This is a genomic window from Achromobacter sp. 1011791174, from assembly GCF_059760925.1.
This window is the reverse complement of sequence record NZ_JCBANH010000013.1, coordinates 16340-39750: the sequence shown is the minus strand read 5'-3', so window position 1 is coordinate 39750 and position 23411 is coordinate 16340. Positions and strand designations below refer to the sequence as shown.

The following is a 23411-nucleotide window of genomic DNA, read 5'->3' as shown; positions in this document are numbered from 1 at the left end:
CAAGCAGGAGCAAGACATGACTTTCACGCCCGAAAAATTGCAGGCGCTGCGCGAGCGCTTCGGCGGCGCCAACGAGGCCGAGATCCACGATCCGCATTTCCGCGCCATCGCGGCCAATGTGATCAACGATAGCGGCACGCGCATGGCGCCCTATGCCGGCATGCCCACGCTGCTGGACGCGCCGGCCCGGGCGATGGACTGGAGCCGGCCCGAATTCGGCGACCTGGAGGTCGCGCTGCTGGGCGTGCCGATGGACCTGGGCGCCAGCAACCGCAGCGGCTGTCGCTTCGGGCCGCGCGCCCTGCGCGCGATCGAGCGCGTCGGCCCTTACAACCACGTCCTGAAATGCACGCCCGTGACCCAGCTGCGCGTGGCCGACATCGGCGACGTGCCGATGCGCAGCCGCTTCAGCCTGGACCAGTCGCACGAAGACATCGAGGCCATCTACCGGCATATCCAGCAGGCCGGCGTGATCCCGCTGTCGGCGGGCGGCGATCATTCGGTGACCTTGCCGATCCTGCGGGCGTTGGGCCGCGAGCGGCCGCTGGCGCTGATCCACTTCGACGCGCATTGCGACACTGGCGGGCCGTTCGACGGCAGCCGCTTCCATCACGGCGGCCCGTTCCGCCAGGCCGTGCTCGACGGCGTGCTCGATCCCACGCGCACCATCCAGATCGGCATCCGCGGCGCGGCCGAGTATCTGTGGGAGTTTTCCTACGCCTCGGGCATGACCGTGATCCATGCCGAGGACATTCCCCGGCTGGGCGTGGACGCCATCGTGGCCAAGGCGCGCGAGGTGGTGGGCGACGCGCCGGTCTACGTGTCGTTCGACATCGACTGTCTGGATCCCGCCTTCGCGCCCGGCACCGGCACGCCGGAAGTGGGCGGCGTGACGGTGCGCGAGGCCCAGGCCATGCTGCGCGGGCTGGCGGGGCTGAACATCGCCGGCGGCGATCTGGTGGAGGTGGCGCCGGCCTACGACGCCACCGCCAACACCGCGCACGCCGGCGCGCAGATCATGTTCGAGATCCTGAGCCTGATGTGCGTGGCGCGCGGGCGCTGAGCGCGCGTCAGGGCGCCGGGGACGGCGGATTGGCCGCCAGGCCGGTCGCGGCGATGGCGGCCGGCGCTTCCCGAGCGGCGTCATCGCGCGCCGCGACGGCGCCGCTTTCGACTTGCAGCAGCACGTAGCGCCGGCTGGCGTAGAGCGGCAGCAGCCGCCAGCCGGCCAGCGTGTCGCGCAAGGCCGGCAGGCGGTTCTTTTCGACCGCCAGGAAGAGGCGCGCGCCGGCCCCCGGCAGGGCCGGCGCCGCCGCCACGGCATCCATGGGAAGCTGGCCGGCCGCGCCTTGCGAATAGAAGCGCGCCGAGAACGGCCTGCTGCCCACGAAGACCAGCTGCTCGCCGGGCTGCATGCGCGCGAAGGCCTGGGCCACCAGCTGCTTTTCGGTCTTGTAGCGTTCGGGCTGCGCGAGCGACAGCGCGCCCAGCGTCAGCGCCGCGAGCGGGGTCAGCAGCATCAGCGCCGCCGGCAACCGGGCGCGCCAGCCCTGCGTCGGCGCATGGTCCGCCATCCAGGCGCCCAGCGCCAGCGCCAGCGGCGGTAGCGAAGGCAGCACGTAGGTCCAGAGGATATTGCCGGACAGCGTGAAGAACGCGGGCGCGGCCAGGCCCCAGAGCAGCAGGTAGGCGCGCAGCGGATCGCGCGCCAGCGACGCCAGCCGGGTCCGCAGCGGCGCGTCCTGGCCGGGCCGCAGGAACAGCCACAGGCCCGCCAGTCCCCAGGGCATGGTCGCCAGCAGCCAGTCCAGCCAGATGCCGCCATAGGGCCGCTTGTGCGCGGTGCCGTACAGATCGCCTTGCCAGCCCGGGTCGACGAAGCGCAGGAAATGCTCGCCCACGATGAAGTACTGGAGGAAGCCGGGCGTGCGGATCTCGGCCATCACGTACCAGGGCAGGGCCAGCGCCAGCATCAGGATCGTGCCGCCGATCCAGGGCAGCGCGCGCCACTGCGCGCGTCCGGCGGGCAGCAGCGACCAGGGCAGCACGGCGGCCGCCACCAGCACCAGGGCCAACGGCCCCTTGGACAGCAGGCCGATCGCCAGACCCACGAAGAAGCCATAGCGCCACCACGGGGGGCCGTCGCGTCGCGCCAGCAGGAAAGACGTCATCGACAGCGTCACGCCCAGCGCCAGGTAGGGATCGGTCAGCACCGCGCCGGCGCTGGCCAGCGGCAGCAGCATGGTGGCGAACACCAGTGCGGCCCAGCGCGCGGCGCTGACGCCGAACCGGCGGGCGGCGAAGGCATGGACCAGCGCCAGCACGCCCAGCATGGCGGCGAAGGCCGGCAGGCGCAGGCTGAACTCGGACAGACCCAGCAGCTTGATGGACAGCGCCGGCGCCCAGAACGCCAGCGGCGGCTTGCCCCAGAAGGGCACGCCCGGCTCGAACCAGGGCGTGACCCAGTCGCCGGTGACGGCCATCAGGCGGGCGATCTCGGCGTAGCGAGGTTCCGAGGTGTCGGCCAGCGGCATGACCGCCATGGCGAACAGCCGCGCCGCGAGGATGGCCGCCAGGCCCAGCAGCAGGGCCTTAGAAGTTGACCGCATGCGGACCCTCTCCGGTCATGGCGGCGGATGCGGCGGCCTGGCGCGCCGGGCCGGCCGCGTCGTCGCGCGCGTATCCGGAGGCCGGGGCCGCCGCCGTGCCGGGTTCGGATCCGGGCAGGCGCAATGCCGCCGTGCGGCTGCGCTGCACGTCGCGCAGCAGGTAGACCGGCCGTTGCTTGGATTCCATATAGGTCTTGCCCACGTACTCGCCCAGCAGGCCGATGGTGATCAGCTGCACGCCGCTCAGGAAGGTGATGATGGCGATGAGCGAGGGATAGCCATGCACTTCCTCGCCCAGCAGCAAGGTCTTGATCGTGATGACGATGCCGAACCCGACGCCGGCCAGCGCGGCGGCCACGCCCAGGCCGGTGGCCCAGCGCAGCGGCGCGGTGGAGAACGAGGTGATGCCCTCCATCGCCAGCCGCATCAGGCCCAGGTAGTTCCACTTGGTGGCGCCGGCGGCGCGCGGATCGCGGTCGTAGTCGAGGATGCGGGTGGGCAGGCCGATCCACGCATACATGCCCTTCATGTAGCGGCAGCGCTCGGGCAGCTGCAGCAGGGCCTGCACTGCCTTGCGGCTCATCAGCCGGAAGTCGCCGGTGTCGGCGGGAATGTCGGCCTTGCTGAGCCGGTTCAGCAGCCGGTAGTAGGCATAGGCCGAGGCGCGCTTGAGCCAGCTCTCGCCGGCGCGGCTGCGGCGTCGCATGCAGACCACGTCCGCGCCCTAGCGCCAGGCGCGCACCATGTCGGGGATCAGCTCGGGCGGATCCTGCAGGTCGGCGTCCAGGATCACGATGGCCGCGCCCACGGCGTGCTCGATGCCGGCGGTCATGGCGGCCTCCTTGCCGAAGTTGCGCGACAGGCGCAGCAGCTTCAGGCCGGGTTCCGTGCGGATCCGCGCGGCCAGGAACTCGGCGCTGCCGTCGTGGCTGCCGTCGTCGACGAACACGATTTCGTAGGACTCGTTCAGGCCGTCGAGCACGCGCCTCAAGCGCTGCAGGCAGGCGGGCAGCACCTCGCGCTCGTTCAGGAAGGGCACGATGACCGAAAGCTGCACGGCGGGTCGGCGGGCGCGCGCGGCGGTGGGCGGAGGGGGAAGATGCATGGAGATAACCGATCGGGGAAGAATTCAGGCAATGTAGCGATCGAGCGCCGACGAATAGCCGACGGCCCGATTACATTTCCGTAAGGCGCGGCGGACCCGGGTGGGCCGCCGCGCCTGGCCTCATGCGTTGTCGCGGGCCACGCGGGCTGATTCGGCCAGTTCCAGCTCCTCGGCGTCCTTGCGGTGCAGCAGGCGGTACAGCGCGGGCAGCACCAGCAGGGTCAGGATGGTCGAGGAGATGATGCCGCCGATCACCACGGTGGCCAGCGGGCGCTGCACCTCGGCGCCGGTGCCGGTGGCGAGGGCCATGGGCACGAAGCCCAGCGAGGCCACCAGCGCCGTCATCAGCACCGGCCGCAGCCGCGTCAGCGCACCTTCGCGCACCGCTTCGTCCAGCGGCTTGCCTTCCTGGCGCAATCCGTTGATGAATGACAGCATCACCAGGCCGTTGAGCACCGCCACGCCGCACAGCGCGATGAAGCCCACCGCCGCCGTGATCGACAGCGGCATGCCGCGCAGCCATAGCGAGATGATGCCGCCTGTCAGCGCGAAGGGAATGCCGGTGAAGACCAGCAGGCCGTCCTTGACATTGCCGAACATGGCGAACAGCAGCGCGAACACCAGCACCAGCGCGGCCGGCACCACGATCTGCAGGCGCTGGGCCGCCGATTGCAGCTGCTCGAACGTGCCGCCCCAGGTGGTCCAGTAGCCCGCCGGGATCTTGACGTCGCGTTCGATCACGTCCGCCGCCTCGGACACGAACGAGCCCAGGTCGCGGCCGCGCACGTTGGCGCTGATCACGATGCGGCGCTTGCCGTCCTCGCGCGAGACCTGGTTGGGGCCGGGTGACAGGTCCAGGCTGGCGACCTCGGACAGCGGGATGTAGGCCGTCTGCGCCTGCCCGTCAGCCTTGGGCAGGGCGATGGGCAGCTTGCGCAGGGCGGGAATGCTCTCGCGCACCGATTCCGGCAGCCGCACCACGATGTCGAAGCGCCGGTCGCCCTGGTAGTACGTGCCGGCCGCGCGCCCGCCCACGGCGATCGCCAGCGTGTCCTGCACGTCGGCCAGACTCAGCCCGTAGCGCGCCGCGCGGGCGCGGTCGATGTTCACGGTGAGCACCGGCAGGCCGGTGGTCTGCTCGACCTTGACCTCGGACGCGCCGGGAATCTTGTTCAGCGACTCGGCCACTTCGGCGGCCGTGCGGTTGAGCACGTCGTTGTCGTCGCCGAAGATCTTCACGGCCACGTCGCTGCGCACGCCGGAGATCAGCTCGTTGAAGCGCAGCTGGATGGGCTGGGAGAACTCATAGTTGTTGCCCGGCATCTTGCCCGCTTCCTCCTGGATGGCGGCCAGCAGCTCGGCATGGGTCTTGCGCGGCTTCGGCCATTGATCCATGGGCTTGAGCATGATGTAGCCGTCGGAGATGTTCGGCGGCATCGGGTCCGAGGCGATCTCGGCCGTGCCGGTGCGCGCGAAGATCCGTTCGATCTCGGGGAATTTCTCTTTCAGGCGTACTTCCAGCTGTTTCTGCATCTCCAGCGACTGGCTCAGGCTGGTGCCGGGAATGCGCAGCGCCTGGATCGCCATGTCGCCTTCGTTCAGGCTGGGAATGAACTCGCTGCCCATGCGCGAGGCCAGCACGCCGCAGGCGACCATGAATACGGTTGCCGCGATCAGCACGCGCGGCGTGCGGCGCAGCGCCATGTCGAGCAAAGGCTCGTAGCGGCGCTTGGCCCAGCTCATCAGGCGGTTTTCCTTCTCGGCCACCTTGTTGCCCATGAACAGGGCCACGGCCGCCGGCACGAAGGTCACCGACAGGATCATCGCGCCCAGCAGGGCCAGCACCACGGTCAGCGCCATGGGGTGGAACATGCGCCCTTCCACGCCGGTCAGCGCGAAGATGGGCAGGTACACCACCATGATGATGAGCTGGCCGAACAGCAGCGGCCGGCGCGCTTCGCGCGCGGCGGCGAAGACCTCGTGGAAGCGCTCGCTGCGGGTCAGCGGCCGGCCTTGATGGGCCTGGGCATGGCTCAAGCGCCGCACGCAGTTCTCCACGATCACGACGGCGCCGTCGATGATGATGCCGAAGTCCAGCGCGCCCAGGCTCATGAGGTTGGCGCTGACCTTGTACGTGACCATGCCGGTGAAGGTGAACAGCATGGACAGCGGGATGACCATGGCCGTGATCAGCGCCGCCCGGATGTTGCCCAGGAACAGGAACAGGATCACGATGACCAGCGTGGCGCCTTCCAGCAGGTTCTTCTTGACGGTGGCGATGGCCTTGTCGACCAGATTGCTGCGGTCGTAGGCCGTGATCAGCTTCACGCCCTCGGGCAGCGTCTTGTTGATGGCGGCGATGCGATCTGACACTGCCAGCGATACGGTCCGGCTGTTCTCGCCGATCAGCATGAAGGCCGTGCCCAGCACTACTTCCTTGCCATTGTCGGTGGCCGCGCCGGTGCGCAGCTCGCGGCCGATGGACACCTCGGCCACGTCGCGCACGCGGATGGCCTGGCCGTTCACGGCGGTGAGCAGCACGTTGCCGATATCATCGACCGACTGGACCTGTCCCGGCGCCCGGATCAGGTACTGCTCGCCCTTGCGCTCGATGTAGCCGGCGCCGATGTTGGCGTTGTTGCGGTCCAGCGCCGTCATGATGTCGGTCAGCGACAGGCCGTAGGACGCCAGCTGCTCGGTGTTCGGCGCCACCAGGTATTCCTTGGCGTAGCCGCCGATGGAATTGATTTCCGTCACGCCGGGAATGTTGCGCACCTGCGGCTTGACCACCCAGTCCTGGATCTCGCGCAGGTCGGTGGAGGTATAGGGCGAGCCGTCGGGCTTGCGCGCGCCGTCCTCGGCCTCGACCGTCCAAAAGTAGATCTCGCCCAGGCCGGTCGAGATCGGCCCCAGCGTGGCCGATATGCCTTCGGGAAGATTCTCGCGCGCTTGCTGCAGTCGTTCGTTGACCAGCTGGCGCGCGAAATAGATGTTGGTGCTGTCGTTGAAGATCACCGTGACCTGCGACAGCCCGTAGCGCGACAGCGAGCGGGTCTGTTCCAGGCCGGGCAGGCCGGCCATCACGGTCTCGATCGGGTAGGTGACGCGCTGCTCGGTCTCCAGCGGCGAATAGCCAGGCGCGGCCGTGTTGATCTGCACCTGCACGTTGGTGATATCGGGCACGGCGTCGATGGACAGCCGCGAGTAGTTGTAGATGCCGACGGCGGCCATGGCCAGCGTGACGAACAGCACCATCCAGCGCTGTTCGATGGCAAAGCGGATCAGGCGTTCAAACATGTATGTAGCCCCTGGCTCAGTGCGCGTGGTCGGCGCTGGCCTTGCCCAGCTCGGACTTCAGCACGAAGGCGTTGTCTGTCACGTAGCGCACGCCCGGGGCCAGGCCGGACAGCACTTCCACCTGGTCGCCCGCGGCCTTGCCCAGCTTGACCGGCTGCGCCAGGAAGCCGCCGGGCACTTCGATGAACACCGAGGGCTGGTCTTCCACCGTCTGCACCGCGTCGGCGGCGATCGCCACCGGCACGTCGCGCTGGCTGATCACCACGTTGACCGAGACGAACAGGCCGGGCCGCCAGGCCATGTCGGGATTCTCCAGCGTGACGCGCGCGGTAGCCGTGCGGGTCTGCTGCCCCAGCAGCGAGCCGATATAGGACACCTTGCCCATCGCGCTGCCCGTAAACGACGCCGAGCTGACGCGGGCGGCCTCGCCCACGCGCACGTCCTGCAGATCCTTGGCCGCGATCGAGAATTCCGCCCAGACGGTGCGCAGGTCGGATAGCGTGAAGATATTGACGTTGTCGGCCAGCGCCTCGCCCAGCGTGATGTGCTTTTCGACGATCACGCCGTCGAACGGCGCGCGGATCTCCAGCCGGCTCAGGTCCTTCGCGCGCGGCGTGGCGCCCACGGCGGCCAGCTTCTGCTCGGCGTTCTGCACCGCGATCTGCGCTTCCTGCAAGGCGGTGCGTGCCTGCTGGTAATCCTGTTCGGCGGTGACCTGCTCGCGCCACAGCTTGAGCTCGCGCTGGTGAGTGGCGGCGGCCAGGTCGCGCCGCTTGACGGCGGCCAGCCATTCGCTGCGCAGGTCGGACAGGGCCGTGCTGGACAGCGCGGCCAGCAGGTCGCCCTTCTTGACCATCTGGCCCAGCTCGACGGGGGCCTCCTGTGCGACGCCGGCCAGGCGCGGCACGATGTGCGCGGTGCGGTCGGCGTTGAACTTGATTTCACCGGGGAACTGCGAGGTGGCTTCCAGCGCGGCGGGCGCGGCGGCCGCGCTGCGGATGCCGGCCGCGGCAACCTGCTCGGCGGTGAGCGCGATCAGGCCTTCGTCCTTTTCCAGCGACGCCTTCAGCGGCTCGGCCTGGCCGGGCCAGTTCACCTCGGCTTCGATCTCGAAATAGTGCGGTTCGGCGATGTCCTGGGTGCTGACCAGCGCGCCATCGGATGGCTCAAGGCGCAGTTCTTCCACGACGCCATTCGGGCGCAGCACGCGGACGCGGGCCTTGATCTCGCCCGTCGCGACGGGCTTGGAGCCGGCGTAGGCCCACAGGCGCAGGCGTGAGGAACCGCCGGATTCGCTGACCAGCAGTTCGACGCCGTTGCCGCCGGCGCGGGTCAGGGCGCCGCCTTGCGGGCCCTTTTCGGTTGGCGCGTGGTCGGCGTGGCCGGCGGCGCCGGGCTTTTCGTCGGCGGCCGCGCCCGTGGCGGCCAGCAGGCTCGCGGCCGCCAGCAGCGCGACAGTCAGGGACCGCGCGCGGGAGCGGCCAGGGGGAAAGCGCAGGATTTGCATGGTCATGGCGTAATGAGAGTCAGCGTCCGATGAGGCGGTCGATATTGGCCCAGGCCTGGTAGGCGTTGGTCAGGGTGGACAGGTAGCCCAGTTCGGCCTGCGAGCGGGTGCGTTGGGCGTCCAGCACCTGCAGATAGCCGACCTTGCCGGCTTCGAAGCCCTTGAGCGCGCTGTCGTAAGCGCGGCGCGCGCTGGGCAGCACCGTGGCGCGGTAGTCATTGGCCGCGCCCGCCGCCAGGTCGAACTGGGAGACCGATTGCAGCAGCTCGGCCGACAGCCGCGCCTCCAGGTCGCGGTACTGATCGCGCGCCTTGTATGAGCGCATCGTGGCGGCATAGACATTGCCCTGATTGCGATCGAACAGCGGCAGCGGAATGCCCACGCCGAACTGGACCTTGTTGCGTTTCGCCTCATAGTCGCGGGCCACGCCGGTGCTCAGCGTGATGTCCGGGTAGCGCTTGCTTTTCTCGACTTCCAACCGTGCGGCGCCCAGGTCCACCGCCAGCTTTCCGGCCTGTAGTCGCGGTGACCGCGACAACTCGGCGTTCAGCTCATCCAGCGTGCCGCGCGCCGGCAACTGGCCGATGTCGCCGCGCACGCTGGCGAACGCAGGCGCCGCTTCGCCCCACAACAAGGCCAGGCCGCGCCGGGCGACCTGCAGCGCGGCTTCGGCCGCGCGCGCGTCGATGCGGGCATTGGCCAGCTCCACGCGCGCCGCGTTGCTTTCCAGCGGCGGCGCCTTGCCGGCGGCCACGCGCTTGTCGGCCAGTTGCAGCGCCTTCTGGGCAATGCTTGCGTTCTCCTGCGCGACGCGCACGGTTTCCTGCGCGGTGGCCACGTCGAAGAAGGCCGCGATCACGGTCGAGCGCAGATCGGCGCGGGCCGCGCCCAGGTCGGTCTGCGCGATGTCGCGCGCCAGTCCGGCGGCCTTGACGCGCGCGCCGCGCTTGCCGCCGGTCTCGATCGGCATGCTGAGCGTGGTGGTGGTCGTGCGCGATGCCTTGCGCCGATCGTCCATGCTGACGTCGATGCTGGGATTGGGCAGCAGGCCCGCCTGCTGCAATTCGCCTTCGGTCGCGGCGGCTTCGTTGCGCGCTGCGGCCAGCAGGGGACTGCGTTCGAAGGCGATGGACAGGGCCTGTTCCAGCGTCAGCGGCGCGTTGGGGGCGGCTTGATCGCTGGAGGGCGGAATGGCGGTCGATGGCGGCGCCAGGAACGAAGCGGGCGGCTGGCTCCAGGCCGGCGCGGCCAGCAGGGCGGCCGCCAGGGCCAGCGGTATCAGGGATGGGCGCATGATTCTGTCAGGGGAAGGGAGTGGCGGGCCCGCGCAGCCGGGCTGGGATAGGCATCTGGCGGCACTGTATCGAACGGGCCTCGTCAGAACCCCGACAGAAAAATGACATTTCCGTAAGGTTGCCGTCTCTGCCATGGGTCGGCGCGAAGCCAGGAAACACGCGGGTTTCGGGACAGTCGCGCCGATTACGAATTCGTAATCGGCGCGTTGGCGAATTGACGCGATCAGATCCGTAAAGTTGTCGTCATCGCTTAACACGAAGCGTGTATCGGGCTGGCGCCTTCGCCGGTCCGTCAACGTCAACCGCCGTAAGGAGATCCTGATGAAAACCCGTCACGCCGCCGCCCTGTCGCTCTGCGCCGCGCTCGCCCTGCCCTTCGCCGCCAGCGCCTCGAACGTCTGGCACCAGACCGATACCGAGATCGGCTACGCCATCGCGCCCGAACACGCAGCCGGCGGCAAGAGCCGGGCCCAGGTGGACAGCGAGCTGGCCGCCGCCAAGGCTGACCCGGGCAAGTGGTTCCTGGCCTATCGCAACCTGGGCACGCCGGGCTGGTACAAGCAAGGCACCGCGCTCACCCGCGACGAGGTACAGGCAGAGGTGCGCAACATGAGCGCGCAAGAGCGCGCCCGCCTGAACAGCATCTACACCCCGGGCTGAGGGCGGCATCGCCCGTGCCCTGCCAATCCGCGCGGCCGCCCAAGGCGGCCGCGCGCCTGCGGGCGGAGCGGCTTATGCCGTCCCGCCCTTTTCCGCTGAGTTCGCCCTGCCACGCATACCGGCGCGCCGTATCCGCGCCAGATCCGCAAGCGATAGAATGGCTGGGTCGTTTCCGGCCGGCGCAGCCTAGCGGCGGCGCCGCTCAGCCCTTTTTTCACCCACGGGCCCCATGAAAGTACTGGTAATCGAAGACGAGAAGAAACTGGCCGAATACCTGCGCCTGGCGCTGACGGAACACAACTATGTGGTGGACGTCGCGATGGACGGGATCAGCGGCCTGCATCTGGCTCGCGAAAGCCAGTACGACCTCATCCTGCTTGATGTGATGCTGCCCGGCATGGACGGCTTCTCGGTGCTGCGCGAATTGCGCAAGAGCGACCGCGTGCCGGTGCTGATGCTGACGGCGCGCGACAAGATCGAGGACCGAGTCAAGGGGTTGCGCGACGGCGCCGACGACTATCTGGTCAAGCCCTTCGCCCTGTCGGAGCTGCTGGCGCGCGTGCTGGCGCTGGGCCGGCGCAGCGGCCAGAACCAGGCCGAGGTCGGCGGGCAGAACGTGCTGCGCGTGGGCGATCTGGAACTGGACCTGTTGCGCCGGCGCGCCTCGCGCGGCGGCGTCCGGCTGGACCTGACGGCCAAGGAATTCACGCTGCTGGCGCTGCTGATGCGCAAGCAGGGTGAGGTGCTGTCGAGGCTGGAGCTGGCCGAGCAGGTATGGGACATCAATTTCAACAGCAACACCAATGTGGTCGAGGTCGCGGTGCGACGCCTGCGCGGCAAGGTCGACGACCCCTTTGACCAGAAGCTGCTGCACACGGTGCGCGGCATGGGCTACGTGCTGGAACTGCGGGAAGACTGATGCAGCCGCGCTCCGGCTCCCTGCGCCGCTGGCTCTCGCGCTGGCTGGCGATGCTGACGTTCCTGGGGCTGGGCGGGGTATGTCTGGCGGTGTACTACGCCACCAACCTGAACCTGCAGACCCGCCAGGAAGCGCTGCTGCAACAGAAGATGGAAGTCATCCGCCACCTGGTCGACGAGAACGCCGCCACCGGCGATTCGACCACCCTGCGGCACAAGCTAAGCGATTTCTTCTATGGCCGCCCGGATTTTTCCCTGGTGCTGGAGATCGATGGCGCCAAGACCGCGTTCGGCGCAGACATCGCCGAGGATGAGGATCACGCGCACGAGCGGCGCATCATGTTCTCGCTGCCAGCGCCGGGCACGCCGGGCGATGCCATGCACGCCGAGCTGGTGCTGGACATCACGTCCGACCTGCATCTGCGCGCCGCGCTGGCCTGGACCCTGATCGCCTGCGCCTTCGTGGGCGCGGCCGCGGTGTCGGGCATCGCGGCGCTGCTGGTGCGGCGCGCCATGGCCCCCGTGGACGAGCTGGGGCGGCAGGCGGCGCGGCTGGCGCCGGACCGCATCGGCGAACGGCTGGACGAAAGCGGACAGTCCGAGGAAATCCAGCCGCTGGTGCGGCAGTTCAATGCCGTGCTGCAGCGCCTGGAGCGGGCTTATGTGCAGATGGAGGGCTTCAACGCCGACGTGGCGCACGAGATGCGCACGCCGTTGGCCACGCTGATCGGCCAGACCGAGCTGGCGCTGAGCGGTCGCCGTTCCGAGGCGGTGCTGCGCGATGTCATGGGCTCCAACCTGGAAGAGCTGCAGCGGCTGTCCGGCATGGTCAACGACATGTTGTTCCTGTCGCAGGCCGACCGTGGCGCGCAGGCGCGCGGCGTCTGGGTCGACCGGCTTTCCGAGGTGCTGGGCGAGGTGGCCGACTACCACGAGGCCGAGGCGCAGGAGCGCGGGCTGACGCTGGCCGTGTCGGGCGAGGCCGCCGCCTGCATCGACCGCCCGCTGTTGCAGCGGGCCGTGTCCAATCTGGTGTCGAACGCGGTGCGCTACGCGGACGCGGGAAGCACGATACGCATCCATGTGTCGCGCGACGACGAGCACGTGCTGATCGCCGTCAGCAATGTCGGCGAACCCATTGCCAAGGAGCACCTGCCCAGGCTGTTCCACCGCTTCTATCGTGGCGACGAGGCGCGTGGCTTCGACGCCAACCACCACGGGCTGGGGCTGGCCATCGTCGCGGCCATCGCCCGCATGCATGGCGGCCGGCCCTTCGCCGCTTCCGAGGGCCGCGACATCACCATCGGTTTTGGCCTGTCGGCACCCCGGATTACCGAAAACTAATCCCGGCGTCGGGCTTCTGTCGCGGCCGCTTCCCTAGACTTTCTCCATGCGCCCGGTGCGCGCCCGACAGGGCGATTCCGGCACCCGGCATTCCGGCCTCCCATCGCGGTGGCCTGTCACCCGTCAAGGAGAAATCATGAAACGTCCCATCATCGCATCGTCCTGCGTGCTGGCCCTGGCCCTGTCGACGAGCGCCCTCGCGCAGGGCGCCGCCGCCGACAACGCCCAAGCCTATGCCGCGCCGCGCCAGGCCGCCGCCATGGCGTCCGCGCCGGGCGATGCGTCGGCGCCGCTGACGCGCGCTCAGGTGCTGGCCGATCTGGCCGTGTGGAAGAAGTCCGGCATGTCCGATCTGTATCGCGGCAACCAGGAACCCGACGTCTACAGCGCCAAGTACCGCAAGCGCTATGCGGAGTACCTGCGCCTGCGCAACGGCCCCGAGTACCAGGCCGCGCTGCGCCGCGAGCAGGAGCGGGGCAACTGAGCCCGCTCCCGCGCGCGGCGGGCCGCCCGTCCTACTCGGTGTAGGACTTGGTGCTGTACTGGCTGATCGGCAGCAGATTCAGCACCGGCAGGCCGGTGGCCGGATCCTTGGCCTGCTTGTCGATGTAGGCCTGCAGCACGTCGGCATCCAGCACGCCGATGTCCTGCCGGCGCGCGGCCGGCACATTGGCCAGGGTCTTGTAGCCGTCGCCGCCGGTGGCGTTGAAGCTCAGCACGAAGAGCTTGTACGTGCGGCTGGCGTCCAGCGGACCCCATGAGGACGTGGCGGCGTCGTAGACCTCGATGTTGGATACCCGGCTGCCTTGCGGCTGCGCGGCGTTGACGTCGAAGCGCAGGCCGCCCGTGTACGGGTATGGACCCGTCGATCCGCCCGGGCCGTAGACCGCCTGCATGCCGTCTTCCAGCATGCTCTTGACCTCGGCGCCGGTCACGTTCAGGCGCCACAGCATGTTGCCGAAGGGCACCACCTCGATCACATTGGCCGCCGTGACGGTGCCCTTGAGCGGCACGCGCACGCCGCCGCCGCTTTGCAGCGAGATGTCGGCGCCGCCGTAGCTGGCGTTGCCCACTTCCAGATAGGCCTGGGCAACCAGCTGCTGGATGTCGCCGCCGCGCAGGCTGACGCTGCCCAGCGTGTTGCAGTCCACGCCGGACCGGCTGTAGTCGCGCGAGCCGGGCCCGCCCGGCACGCGGCGCGAGCACAGTTCCTGCGGCACCTTCGCCACCTGGCTGGCGCTGAACGTGTCGACCTTGGCCTTGAAGGGCTGCAGTACGGCCAGCGCGCCGGCGTCCGGCTCCTGCGGATACAGGAAGCCGCTGGCCTTGATGTCGGCCGCGATGGCGGCCTGGTCCGCCGGGGAGACCGCCGCGCCGCCGATCTTGTAGGCGCTGCCCATCAGCACGTGCGGCGTGCCGGCGCAGGCCGTCACGTCGCCATTGGCGTCGAAGCTGACCTTCAGCTCGCCCACCACCTGCGAGTATTCCCAGGCCTGCACCAGGCAGACGCGCTTGCCATCCTTGTTCTTGACTTCGGTGGGGTAGGCGCCGGCCGGCGAGCCGACGCCGTAGCCCGCCATGCCAGCCGGCCCGAGCAGGGTGTGCGAATCGCCGCCCACCACCACGTCCACGCCGCTCAGGTTGGGGATGATCTGCTTGTCGTAGTCGTAGCCGACGTGGCTCATCACGATGATCTTGTTCACGCCTTGCGCGCGCAACGCGTCGATCTGCTGCTGCGCGGCGGCGGTCTCGTCGCCGAACACGGTGCCGGGATCGGGGCTGGACGACTGCTGCGTCTTGTTGGCGATGGTCAGGCCGACCAGGCCGATGGACTGGCCGTCGCGTTGCAGCACGATGGAGGGCTTGACCAGGCCGGGCGCGCGCGAGGGGTTCAGCGCGGAATTGGCGCCGAAGGTCACGTTGGCGCTGAGCACCGGCGTCTGGCAGGCGCCCTTGTGCAGCAGGTCGATGAAGCGCTTCAGGCCGCTGTCGCCCTTGTCGAACTCGTGGTTGCCCAACGTCATGGCGTCGAAGCAGACCGTGTTCATCATGGCCGCGTCGGCTTCGCCCGGATCGCCGGCGCGGTTGAAGTACAGGGTGCCGGTGGTGGCGTCACCGGCGTGCAGCTTGAGCACATTGGGCGAGGCGGCCGAGAGCGCCTTGATGGCGCCCGTCACGCGGGCGAAGCCACCGGCGTCGGCGTTGACCGTCACGGTCGCGCCGGCGGCGTTCTTGAGCTTGAAGTCCTTCTTCTTGCTGTCCAGATTGGAGTGATGATCGTTGATGTGCAGGATCGTCAGCTCCATCGGCCGGGCGGCCACGGGCGGCGTGGTGGGCGGGGTCGGCGCCGGGCTGTCGTCGTCATCGTCGCTGCCGCCGCAGGCGGCCACCAGCGCCATCATTCCCAGCATCGTCGCGCGCGCGCAATGCCGCTTCCAGTCTTGCTTCCAGTCCATTCTCTTTCCCGCGTGGTTGGTCTTGGAACGGCGAATGATCGTGGCGGCAGATGACGTGCAGATGAACCGGGCGTGAAGAAAAAACAACGGGCGGCCCGTGGACCGCCCGTGAATGCCGGTGTGACGCGATGGATCAGTAGTGGATCACGGTGCGGATCGATTTTCCCTCGTGCATCAGGTCGAAGGCCTCGTTGATGCGGTCCAGCGGCAGTGTGTGGGTGACGAAGGGATCCAGGTCGATCTTGCCGCTCATGGCGTCCTCGACCATGCCGGGCAGCTGGGTGCGGCCCTTGACGCCGCCAAAGGCGGAGCCGCGCCAGACGCGGCCCGTGACCAGCTGGAACGGACGCGTGCTGATTTCCTGGCCGGCGCCGGCGACGCCGATGATGATGCTCTCGCCCCAGCCCTTGTGGCAGCATTCCAGCGCCGCGCGCATCACGTTGACGTTGCCGATGCATTCGAACGAGAAGTCCACGCCGCCGTCGGTCAGCTCGACGATCACGTCCTGGATGGGACGGTCGTGGTCCTTGGGGTTGACGCAGTCGGTCGCGCCCATGGCCCTGGCCAGGATGAACTTGTTGGGATTGGTGTCGATGGCGATGATGCGGCCGGCCTTGGCCTGCACCGCGCCCTGGATCACGGCCAGGCCGATGCCGCCCAGGCCGAACACGGCGACGGTGTCGCCTTCCTTGACCTTGGCGGTGTTGTGGACCGCGCCCAGGCCGGTGGTCACGCCGCAGCCCAGCAGGCAGACCTTTTCGTGCGGCGCGGCCGGGTTGATCTTGGCCAGCGAGATCTCGTTGACCACGGTGTATTCGCTGAAGGTCGAGCAGCCCATGTAGTGGTAGAGCGGCTTGCCTTCATAGCTGAAGCGCGAGCTGCCGTCGGGCATGACGCCCTTGCCCTGCGTGGCGCGGACCTTCTGGCACAGGTTGGTCTTGCCGGACAGGCAGAACTTGCATTCGCGGCATTCGGCCGTGTAGAGCGGGATGACATGATCGCCGGGTTGCAGCGAGGTCACGCCCTCGCCCACTTCGACCACCACGCCCGCGCCTTCGTGGCCCAGCACGGCGGGGAACAGGCCCTCGGGATCGTCGCCGCTCAGGGTGAAGGCGTCGGTATGGCAGACGCCGGTGTGCGTGATGCGCACCAGCACTTCCCCGCGCCGCGGCGGCGCCACGTCGATTTCAACGATTTCCAGCGGCTTGCCGGGTCCGAATGCGACTGCTGCGCGTGATTTCATGATGATGCTCCAGAGCGTTGACGATGGTGTTGCTTCTGCCGTACACGACGCGGGGCCATGTGCGCGGATGTTGCCCTGGCCGCTCCGCTGCCGCGCCCCTTTGAGGGGGGAGCGCGATAGCGCTTCGGCGGTGGGCCTTGTTCATTTGAGATAAGTGCGGACGATGCGCATGATCTGGTCGATCTCGGCGTCGGCGTCGGCGGTCGGGGCGGGCGCCTGGGCCGATTGCGCGAAGGTTTCGCGCAGATGGCTTTCCAGCACTTCGGCCATCAGCCCGGTGGCCGCGCCGCGCAGGGCCGCCAGCTGTTGCAGCAGCGCGCCGCATTCCGTGCCGTCGTTGACGGCGCGCTCCAGCGCCAGGGCCTGGCCCTGGATGCGGCGCAGGCGCGTCGTGACGCGCTTTTTCTCTTGCGGGCTGTGGGGCACGGCCGGGACTCCGTTGGATACAGGGGGGGAGTATAAAAAATTCACCGCCCGGCGTCCAGCACGGTCCAGGATCCCGGCGTGCCGGCGCCGTCTGCAATGATGTCTATACGTGTCTAGTCATCCTCTATATAATTCCCGAAACATGAGAACTGGCCAGGCGCTCGCATCCTGCCCGCCGGCCCAGCACAGGACTGTTTCGTGGCTTCCAACCCTACCCGATTGCCCGTCCAGCCAGACGCCCTGCCCGCCCCGCTGTATGCGCGGGTCAAGCAGATGATCGCCCAGCAGATCCGCAGCGGCGCCTGGCCCGCGCACTACCGCGTGCCGTCCGAAAGCGAGCTGGTCGAGGAACTGGGCTTCAGCCGCATGACCATCAACCGCGCCTTGCGCGAGCTGACCGCCGAAGGGCTGCTGGTGCGCATGCAGGGCGTGGGCACGTTCGTGGCGCAGCCCAAGGCCCGCTCGGCGCTGTTCGCGGTGAACAATATCGCCGACGAGATCGCGGCGCGCAATCATCGTCATCACAGCCGCGTGATCCGGCTGGCCGAGGAGCCCGCCGGCAACGAGCAGGCCCTGATGCTGGAGATCCGCGAAGGCCAGCCGGTGTTCCATTCGGTCATCGTGCACTACGAGGACGACCTGCCCATCCAGCTCGAGGACCGCTACGTCAACGTCAAGCTGGCGCCCGACTACCTCAAGCAGGATTTCACGCAGGGCACGCCCTATGAATATCTGACGCGCGTGGCCCCTCTGACCGAGGGCGAGCACGTGGTCGAGGCGATCCGCGCCAAGCCGCGCGAGTGCCAGCTGCTGCAGATCGAGCGCGACGAACCCTGTCTGTTGATACGCCGGCGCACCTGGTCGGGCGAGCGCGCGGTCACGCTGGCTCGCCTGATCCATCCCGGATCGCGCCATCGTCTTGAAGGAAAATTCACCACATGACCCAGTTCGACGCGCGCCTGTACCGGGCGCGGGACTATCCGCGCATGCCGTGGCGCAACGGCGGCGGCACCACCCAGGAAGTGGCCTGCAATCCCGGCGGCAGCACGGCCGGCTTCGAATGGCGCCTGTCCATCGCGGACGTGGGGCAGGATGGCGGCTTTTCGGCTTTCGACGGCTTCCAGCGCATCATCACCGTGCTGGAAGGCGCGGGCATCGAGCTGACTGTCGACGGTCGTCGCGAGCCGCCGCTGGGACCGCGCCGCGCCTATGCCTTCCGTGGCGACGCCAAGGTGGACTGCCGCCTGCTGGACGGCCCCATCCGCGACTTCAACCTGTTCTACGCGCCGGCGCGCTGGCAGGCCCGCCTGCAATGGTTGAACGCATCCTGCGTGTTCCACAGCCCGGCCCGCGCCGTGCTGCTGCTGAACGCGTCCGACGCGCCGCTGGCGCTGGCCGTTGACGGCGCGCGCCACGAGCTGCCGTCGCGGCATGACTGCCTGCACATCGAAACGGCCGGTGGCCTGGCCGAATATCGCATCGAGCCGGCGACGGCGTCCGCCGCGCTGGACGCCTGCCTGATCGAGCTGCTGCCCGTCGCCGCCTGAGCGCGGCGGCGTTTCCGACCCCGGTTTTTCCGCCCCGTCCGCCCCGCGGGCGGGGCGCGGTCGCGCGCCCGTGGCTCGTCTTTGCTGCGGGTAATCCCTGACAAAAAAATAGCTCGTCCCATCTTGTATATACAAGCATAGGCATCCTATGATTCGGCCAATGGCCGCGGATCCAAGGCGCGGCGCACCTGGCTATGGAGACCACGATGGAAAAATCGAAACGCTACCGCGACGTCGAGATCCGCGCCCCGCGCGGCAAGCAGCTGACGGCCAAGAGCTGGCTGACCGAGGCGCCGTTGCGCATGCTGATGAACAACCTCGATCCGGACGTGGCCGAGAACCCCAGGGAGCTGGTGGTCTATGGCGGCATCGGCCGCGCCGCGCGCGACTGGGACTGCTACGACCGCATCGTCGAGTCGCTGAAGAACCTGAACGAGGACGAAACCCTGCTGGTGCAGTCCGGCAAGCCGGTGGGCGTGTTCAAGACCCACGCGAACGCGCCGCGCGTGCTGATCGCCAACTCCAACCTGGTGCCGCATTGGGCCACCTGGGAACACTTCAACGAGCTGGACGCGCGCGGCCTGGCCATGTACGGCCAGATGACCGCCGGCAGCTGGATCTATATCGGCAGCCAGGGCATCGTGCAGGGCACTTACGAGACCTTCGTCGAAGCCGGTCGCCAGCATTACGACGGCAAGCTCGCGGGCCGCTGGGTGCTGACCGCCGGCCTGGGCGGCATGGGCGGCGCGCAGCCGCTGGCCGCCACGCTGGCCGGCGCCTGCTCGCTGAACATCGAATGCCAGCAGAGCAGCATCGACTTCCGCCTGCGTACCCGCTATGTCGACGAGCAGGCCGCCGATCTGGACGACGCGCTGGCACGCATCGCCCGCTACACCAAGGAAGGTCGCGCGATCTCGATCGCGCTGTGCGGCAATGCCGCCGAGATCCTGCCGGAACTGGTGCGGCGCGGCGTGCGTCCGGACATGGTCACCGACCAGACCAGCGCCCATGATCCGCTCAACGGCTATCTGCCCGTCGGCTGGACCTGGGCCGAATACCGCGAACGCGCGAAAAGCGAGCCGGCCGCCGTGGTCAAGGCGGCCAAGCAGTCCATGGCCCGGCACGTGCGCGCCATGCTCGAATTCCAGAAGCAGGGCGTGCCCACCTTCGACTACGGCAACAACATCCGCCAGATGGCCAAGGAAGAAGGCGTGGACAATGCCTTCGATTTCCCCGGCTTCGTGCCCGCGTATATCCGCCCGCTGTTCTGCCGTGGCGTCGGTCCGTTCCGCTGGGCCGCGCTGTCCGGCGATCCGCAGGACATCTACAAGACCGACGCCAAGGTCAAGGAACTGATTCCCGACGATGCGCACCTGCACCGCTGGCTGGACATGGCGCGCGAACGCATCAGCTTCCAGGGCCTGCCGGCGCGCATCTGCTGGGTCGGCCTGGGCCAGCGCGCCAGGCTTGGCCTGGCCTTCAACGAGATGGTGCGCAGCGGCGAGCTGTCCGCGCCCATCGTGATCGGCCGCGATCATCTGGACTCCGGTTCGGTGGCCAGCCCCAACCGTGAAACCGAGGCCATGCGCGACGGTTCCGACGCCGTGTCCGACTGGCCGCTGCTCAACGCGCTGTTGAACACCGCCAGCGGCGCCACCTGGGTGTCGCTGCATCACGGCGGCGGCGTGGGCATGGGCTTTTCGCAGCATTCGGGCATGGTCATCGTCTGCGACGGCACCGACGCCGCCGCCGAGCGCATCGCCCGCGTGCTGACCAATGACCCGGGCACCGGCGTCATGCGCCATGCCGACGCGGGCTACGAGATCGCGATCGACTGCGCCCGCGAGCAGGGTCTGAACCTGCCGATGATCACGGGCCGCTGAGCGGTCCGGGGAGCCGCGCTGGCGCGGCTCCCGCACATGGGGGAAAAGGCGCCGGCCTGTGCACAGGCGCCAGGAGACGAAAGCATGGCGACACCAGTCGGATCGGAACGGGCGCCGCTCATCGAGCGGCGTTCGATCGACTACATTCCGGAATCGGAGCGGCACGGCAAGCTCTACAGCCAGTTCACGCTGTGGATGGGCGCCAACCTGCAGATCACGGCCATCGTCACCGGCGCCCTGGCGGTGGTGCTGGGCGGCGACGTGTTCTGGTCGCTGGTGGGCCTGCTGGTGGGCCAGCTGTTCGGCGGCGCCATCATGGCGCTGCACGCCGCGCAGGGGCCGCGACTGGGCCTGCCGCAGATGATCTCCAGCCGGGTGCAGTTCGGCGTTTACGGCGCGGCGATTCCCATCGCGCTGGTCTGCGTCATGTACCTGGGCTTCACCGCCACCGGCACCGTGCTGTCCGGCCAGGCCATCGGCCAGCTGCTGGGCGTGAGCGACAGCGCCGGCATCCTGATGTTCGCCGCCGCCATCGTGCTGGCCACCGTGTTCGGCTACCGCGTCATCCACATCATCGGCCGGGTGGCGACGCTGCTGGGCATCGTCGCCTTCGTCTACCTGTTCAGCCGCGTTATGGCGCTGGCCGATGTGGGCGAGCTGCTGGCCAACCGCCATTTCACCTGGGGCTCGTTCCTGCTGTCGGTGTCACTGGCGGCCTCCTGGCAGATCGCTTTCGGGCCGTATGTGGCCGATTACTCGCGCTACCTGCCCAGCCGCACGTCTTCGGCCAGGACTTTCCTGGCGGTGGGCCTGGGTTCGGTGGCGGGCGCGCAGATCGCGATGGTGCTGGGCGTGCTGGCCGCGGCCATGGCGCCGGGTCAGTTCGCCGGTCGCGAAGTGGCCTATATCGTGGACCTGGGCGGCACGGGCACGATCGCCGCGCTGCTGTATTTCAGCATCGCCTTCGGCAAGATCACCATTTCGACGCTGAACTCTTACGGCAGCTTCATGTGCATCGCCACCATCATCAGCGGCTTTCGTGGAAGCATCGACGTCACGCACCGGCAGCGCGTGGTTGCCGTGCTGCTGATCGTGGGCGCGGCGACGGCCGTCGCGCTGATCGGGCAGCACAGCTTCCTGGGCGCGTTCAAGTCCTTCATCCTGTTCCTGCTGGCCTTCTTCACGCCCTGGAGCGCGGTCAACCTGGTGGACTATTACTTCGTGAACCGCGAGCGCTATGACGTGCCGGCGCTGGCCGACCCCGACGGACGCTACGGCCGCTGGAACATGACGGGCCTCACCGCCTACGCCGTCGGCGTGCTGGTGCAGATGCCCTTCATCTCGACCAAGCTCTACACCGGCCCCCTGGTCCAGCACCTGGGCGGCGTGGATATTTCCTGGATCATCGGCCTGATCGTGCCGGGCATCCTGTACTACCTGCTGGCCCGCAACGGCGCGTCGGCTGCGCGCCGCCACGCCACGAGCGGCGGCCACGACATTGCATGAATACCGCCTGACGGCGGCATAGGAGATCGACAATGGATTTGCACTTGAAACCCGGCCAACTCACGCTGTCCGACCTGCGCCAGGTCTACCACCAGCCGCAGCGCCTGACCCTGGATCCGTCGGCGGCCGGCCCGATCGACGCCAGCGTGGCCTGCGTGGAGCGCATCATCGCCGAGGACCGCACCGCCTACGGCATCAACACCGGCTTCGGCCTGCTGGCGTCCACCCGCATCGCGCGCGAGGACCTGGAAGCGCTGCAAAGCTCGCTGGTGCTGTCGCACGCGGCCGGCGTGGGCGAGCCGCTGGACGACGCCATGGTGCGTCTGATCATGGTGCTGAAGATCAACAGCCTGGCGCGCGGCTACTCCGGCATCCGCCGCAAGGTCATCGACGCGCTGATCGCGTTGGTCAACGCCGAGGTCTATCCGCACATTCCGCTCAAGGGCTCGGTGGGCGCGTCGGGCGACCTGGCGCCGCTGGCGCACATGTCCCTGCTGTTGCTGGGCGAGAACCGCGCGCGCCATCGCGGCGAGTGGCTGCCTGCCCGCCAGGCGCTGGAAATCGCCGGCCTGCAGCCGTTCACGCTGGCGGCCAAGGAAGGCCTGGCGCTGTTGAACGGCACCCAGGTGTCGACCGCCTATGCGCTGCGCGGCCTGTTCGAGGCCGAGGACCTCATGTCCGCGGCGCTGGTCTGCGGCGGCCTGAGCGTGGAAGCCATGCTGGGCTCGCGCGCGCCCTTCGATCCGCGCATCCACGCGGCGCGCGGCCAGCGCGGCCAGATCGACGTGGCCGCCGTCTACCGCGACTTGCTGACCGACGACAGCGAGGTTGGCCATTCGCACGCCGACTGCGGCAAGGTGCAGGATCCCTATTCGCTGCGCTGCCAGCCGCAGGTCATGGGCGCCTGCCTGACGCAGATCCGCCAGGCCGCCGAGGTGCTGGCAGTCGAGGCCAATGCCGTGTCGGACAACCCGCTGGTGTTCGCCGCCGAGGGCGACGTGATCTCGGGCGGCAACTTCCATGCCGAGCCGGTGGCCATGGCCGCCGACAATCTGGCGCTGGCGCTGGCCGAGATAGGCGCGCTGTCCGAACGCCGCATCTCGCTGATGATGGACAAGCACATGTCGCAGCTGCCGCCCTTCCTGGTGAACAACGGCGGTGTGAACTCCGGATTCATGATCGCCCAGGTGACGGCCGCCGCGCTGGCCAGCGACAACAAGGCGCTGGCGCATCCGGCCAGCGTCGACAGCCTGCCCACCTCAGCCAACCAGGAAGATCACGTGTCGATGGCGCCGAACGCGGGCAAGCGCCTGTGGCCGATGGCCGAGAACGTGCGCGACATCCTGGCCATCGAATGGCTGGGCGCCTGCCAGGGCCTGGATTTCCGCGAGGGCCTGAAGACCTCGCCCAAGCTGGAGCGCGCGCGCCAGCTGCTGCGCCAGAAGGTGGCGCACTACGAGAAGGACCGCTTCTTCGCGCCCGACATCGAACAGGCCAGCGCGCTGATCGCCGGACGCAGCCTGAACGCGCTCATGCCGGCGGGCCTGTTGCCCAGTCTGTAACGCAACACCGGCCCGCGCGCGCGGCGTGGGCCCTCCCGCCGCAGCCGCTTGCA

Annotated in this window: 19 protein-coding genes; 10 read left to right on the top strand and 9 right to left on the bottom strand. The window is 68.6% G+C overall.

All coding sequences use genetic code 11. The features are described 5' to 3' along the window. Nucleotides 1-16: 16 nt before the first annotated feature. On the top strand, nt 17-1063 hold the full coding sequence (gene speB, locus AC6LJ5_RS07145) for an agmatinase (protein ID WP_103272068.1): 1047 nt from the start codon (nt 17-19) through the stop codon (nt 1061-1063). Nucleotides 1064-1070: 7 nt separating this feature from the next. Here speB and AC6LJ5_RS07140 read toward each other — a convergent pair whose 3' ends face one another. From AC6LJ5_RS07140 to AC6LJ5_RS07115, 6 genes are all read right to left on the bottom strand, one after another. Further along, on the bottom strand, nt 1071-2609 hold the full coding sequence (locus AC6LJ5_RS07140) for an ArnT family glycosyltransferase (RefSeq protein WP_498140129.1): 1539 nt from the start codon (nt 2607-2609) through the stop codon (nt 1071-1073). Beyond that, nucleotides 2593-3315 (bottom strand): hypothetical protein, encoded by a 723-nt coding sequence (locus tag AC6LJ5_RS07135; RefSeq protein WP_498140128.1) that lies wholly within the window; start codon nt 3313-3315, stop codon nt 2593-2595. Before AC6LJ5_RS07135 ends, AC6LJ5_RS07140 begins: the two co-directional genes overlap by 17 nt. A gap of 18 nt (nt 3316-3333) precedes the next feature. Next, nucleotides 3334-3714 carry a glycosyltransferase family 2 protein gene (locus AC6LJ5_RS07130; protein WP_498140127.1) on the bottom strand — a complete coding sequence of 127 codons (381 nt, stop codon included), beginning with the start codon at nt 3712-3714 and terminating at the stop codon, nt 3334-3336. 120 nt (nt 3715-3834) lie between these two features. Beyond that, nucleotides 3835-7011, bottom strand: a complete 3177-nt coding sequence (locus AC6LJ5_RS07125) for a CusA/CzcA family heavy metal efflux RND transporter (protein ID WP_498140126.1) — start codon at nt 7009-7011, stop codon at nt 3835-3837. A gap of 16 nt (nt 7012-7027) precedes the next feature. Continuing rightward, on the bottom strand, nt 7028-8524 hold the full coding sequence (locus AC6LJ5_RS07120; protein WP_498140125.1) for an efflux RND transporter periplasmic adaptor subunit: 1497 nt from the start codon (nt 8522-8524) through the stop codon (nt 7028-7030). Nucleotides 8525-8537: 13 nt separating this feature from the next. Further along, nucleotides 8538-9812 (bottom strand): TolC family protein, encoded by a 1275-nt coding sequence (locus AC6LJ5_RS07115; protein ID WP_498140124.1) that lies wholly within the window; start codon nt 9810-9812, stop codon nt 8538-8540. Between the two features lie 322 nt (nt 9813-10134). Here AC6LJ5_RS07115 and AC6LJ5_RS07110 point away from each other — a divergent pair, with 322 nt between their 5' ends. From AC6LJ5_RS07110 to AC6LJ5_RS07095, 4 genes are all read left to right on the top strand, one after another. Next, nucleotides 10135-10473, top strand: coding sequence for a DUF4148 domain-containing protein (locus AC6LJ5_RS07110; RefSeq protein ID WP_498140123.1), 339 nt, complete (start codon nt 10135-10137; stop codon nt 10471-10473). Between the two features lie 229 nt (nt 10474-10702). Further along, on the top strand, nt 10703-11392 hold the full coding sequence (locus tag AC6LJ5_RS07105) for a heavy metal response regulator transcription factor (RefSeq protein ID WP_103272074.1): 690 nt from the start codon (nt 10703-10705) through the stop codon (nt 11390-11392). Continuing rightward, a complete protein-coding gene (locus AC6LJ5_RS07100) occupies nt 11389-12735 on the top strand; it encodes a heavy metal sensor histidine kinase (protein ID WP_498140154.1) in 1347 nt (448 codons plus the stop codon). Before AC6LJ5_RS07105 ends, AC6LJ5_RS07100 begins: the two co-directional genes overlap by 4 nt. Nucleotides 12736-12871: 136 nt before the next feature. Beyond that, entirely contained in the window at nt 12872-13219 is a 348-nt protein-coding gene (locus AC6LJ5_RS07095; RefSeq protein ID WP_498140122.1) for a DUF4148 domain-containing protein, read from the top strand. A 31-nt stretch (nt 13220-13250) separates the two neighbouring features. Here AC6LJ5_RS07095 and AC6LJ5_RS07090 read toward each other — a convergent pair whose 3' ends face one another. The 3 genes from AC6LJ5_RS07090 to AC6LJ5_RS07080 all read right to left on the bottom strand — a co-directional run bounded on the left by AC6LJ5_RS07090 (nt 13251) and on the right by AC6LJ5_RS07080 (nt 16860). After that, nucleotides 13251-15191: a bifunctional metallophosphatase/5'-nucleotidase gene (locus tag AC6LJ5_RS07090; RefSeq protein ID WP_498140121.1), complete on the bottom strand. Its 1941-nt coding sequence runs from the start codon at nt 15189-15191 to the stop codon at nt 13251-13253. A 133-nt stretch (nt 15192-15324) separates the two neighbouring features. Then, nucleotides 15325-16434, bottom strand: a complete 1110-nt coding sequence (locus AC6LJ5_RS07085) for an S-(hydroxymethyl)glutathione dehydrogenase/class III alcohol dehydrogenase (protein ID WP_103272077.1) — start codon at nt 16432-16434, stop codon at nt 15325-15327. A gap of 141 nt (nt 16435-16575) precedes the next feature. Next, the gene (locus AC6LJ5_RS07080; RefSeq protein ID WP_103272078.1) at nt 16576-16860 is read right to left on the bottom strand and encodes a metal-sensing transcriptional repressor; all 285 of its coding nucleotides are present in this window, start codon (nt 16858-16860) and stop codon (nt 16576-16578) included. 198 nt (nt 16861-17058) lie between these two features. On the opposite strand from AC6LJ5_RS07080, the gene hutC reads away from it, so the two are divergent. From hutC to hutH, 5 genes are all read left to right on the top strand, one after another. Continuing rightward, nucleotides 17059-17802: a histidine utilization transcriptional repressor HutC gene (hutC, locus tag AC6LJ5_RS07075; RefSeq protein WP_349291632.1), complete on the top strand. Its 744-nt coding sequence runs from the start codon at nt 17059-17061 to the stop codon at nt 17800-17802. Further along, the gene (locus tag AC6LJ5_RS07070) at nt 17799-18407 is read left to right on the top strand and encodes a HutD/Ves family protein (protein ID WP_498140120.1); all 609 of its coding nucleotides are present in this window, start codon (nt 17799-17801) and stop codon (nt 18405-18407) included. Before hutC ends, AC6LJ5_RS07070 begins: the two co-directional genes overlap by 4 nt. A gap of 206 nt (nt 18408-18613) precedes the next feature. Beyond that, nucleotides 18614-20290, top strand: a complete 1677-nt coding sequence (gene hutU, locus AC6LJ5_RS07065) for a urocanate hydratase (RefSeq protein WP_103272081.1) — start codon at nt 18614-18616, stop codon at nt 20288-20290. Nucleotides 20291-20374: 84 nt separating this feature from the next. Then, nucleotides 20375-21796: a purine-cytosine permease family protein gene (locus AC6LJ5_RS07060; protein WP_498140119.1), complete on the top strand. Its 1422-nt coding sequence runs from the start codon at nt 20375-20377 to the stop codon at nt 21794-21796. Nucleotides 21797-21828: 32 nt separating this feature from the next. Continuing rightward, nucleotides 21829-23358, top strand: coding sequence for a histidine ammonia-lyase (gene hutH, locus AC6LJ5_RS07055; RefSeq protein ID WP_103272083.1), 1530 nt, complete (start codon nt 21829-21831; stop codon nt 23356-23358). Nucleotides 23359-23411: the final 53 nt, after the last annotated feature.